The following is a 1,549-nucleotide window of genomic DNA, read 5'->3' as shown; positions in this document are numbered from 1 at the left end:
TCGACGAGACCGCCGTCCATGACCCGGGAGTTCCCCCACGCCGAGGTGTCGGTCAGCGTGCGGGAGGCGACCAGCTTCGGCGCGGCGTTCATCCGCGTCGCGAAGGGGTCGTCCCGCCCGGGCCAGATGCGCGAGAACAACTGCCACGTCGTACGACCCAGCAGCATGACCCCGTCGTCGAGGGTGCGGCCGAGCCGGAACTTGTCCCCGGCGACCGTCTCCGGGCCGTGCCGGAAGGCCCAGCCGCCGGTCGGCGTTCCCGCGGAGCCGTCCGGGTCGGACACGATCCCGTCCAGGGTGACGAACTCGATGACGATGACGCTCATGGTGGGAGTCCCTTCGGTCGATGCCCGCCTGTACCTACCGGCGGCACCCGCTCCACTCATCGCTCCCGGCGAATCTCCTCGGAAGAAATCCGCCGGGGCAGGCCGAACGCCTCGAACACCCGCGGATCGGCGAACACGACGTTGTGCGCGACCCGGCCGGCGGTGACCGTGAACACCTGAAGCGTGTGCAGACGATGCGAGCCGTCGGGCTCGGGTGCGTACGCGGCGAGCGCGGGCTGGCCGTTGGCGGTGAGGGGGGTCGTGACCCAGCCCGTACCGCGCATCGCGAACACGCGGTCCATGAACCGGCCGTAGTCGCGGCTGCCCCGGTACCACAGCGGCACCGGCGGCATCTCCAGGACCGCCTCCTCCGCGAGCAGCCGGACGAGCGCGGGGACGTCGGCCGTCTCGAACGCCCGCACATACCGCTGGATCACCGCGCGGGCCGCGGCGTCGTCCGGCTCCACGACCTCCTCCGCGGCACCTGCCTCCGCGAGGGCGCCACGGGCCCGCTGGAGCGCGCTGTTGACGGCCGCGGCCGTGGTCCCCAACTGCTCGGCCACCTCGGCGGCGGTGAACTCCAGCACCTCACGCAGCACCAGCACGGCACGCTGGCGCGGTGGCAGGACCTGCATCGCCGCCACCAGCGCGAGCCGCATGTCGGCCCGTACCTCCAGGTCGAACCGTGCGTCGGGGAACGGCTGGAGCCAGGGAACGTCGAGGGCCGGAGTGAGCGGCGCCCGGGGATCCTCACTCGGCGCACCGAGCCCGGACGGCAACGGCCGCCGTGTACGCCCCTCCAGCGCGGTCAGACACACGTTGGTCGCGATCCGGTACAACCAGGTCCGCACCGAGGCACGGGTGGGGTCGTACCGGTCCCGGGCCTTCCAGGCGCGCAGCATCGTCTCCTGCACCAGGTCCTCGGCCTCGTGGAACGAGCCCAGCATCCGGTAGCAGTACGCCACCAACTCACCCCGGTACGGCTCGAGATCCACGGGACCAGCATGGCGCACCCGGCGCCCGGATCGCAGGCCACCGTGCGATCCGCTCCCCGGATGGCACCGGCAGCCCGTAACCCATACGGCCCGGACCACTGGTGACCTCCGCGAACCCGGTGATCACTGGAGGCATGACCCCGCCCCGCGCCGCCGCCTGCGCTCTCGCCCTCTGTGGGCTTTTCGCCGCCACCGCCTGTTCCGCTCTGTCCACCCCGCCCACCGCTG

The 1,549-nt window shown here is 72.3% G+C and carries 1 protein-coding gene and 1 pseudogene; both read right to left on the bottom strand.

Annotation, left to right across the window (positions count from 1 at the left end; translation table 11 throughout):
- Nucleotides 1-326 (bottom strand): annotated as a pseudogene (locus JF597_RS54880) (riboflavin biosynthesis protein RibD); the annotation flags it as partial.
- Nucleotides 327-382: 56 nt separating this feature from the next.
- Complete coding sequence (locus JF597_RS54875; protein WP_294014688.1) at nucleotides 383-1,321, bottom strand: sigma-70 family RNA polymerase sigma factor; 939 nt, start codon at nucleotides 1,319-1,321, stop codon at nucleotides 383-385.
- Between the last annotated feature and the right edge of the window lie 228 nt (nucleotides 1,322-1,549).

Origin of the sequence: Streptomyces sp. (assembly GCF_019510245.1) — a bacterium.
In the GTDB taxonomy this organism is placed as follows: Bacteria; Actinomycetota; Actinomycetes; order Streptomycetales; family Streptomycetaceae; genus Streptomyces.
Note: the sequence above shows the minus strand (reverse complement) of the source record. Positions and strands in the feature narration are given on the sequence as shown.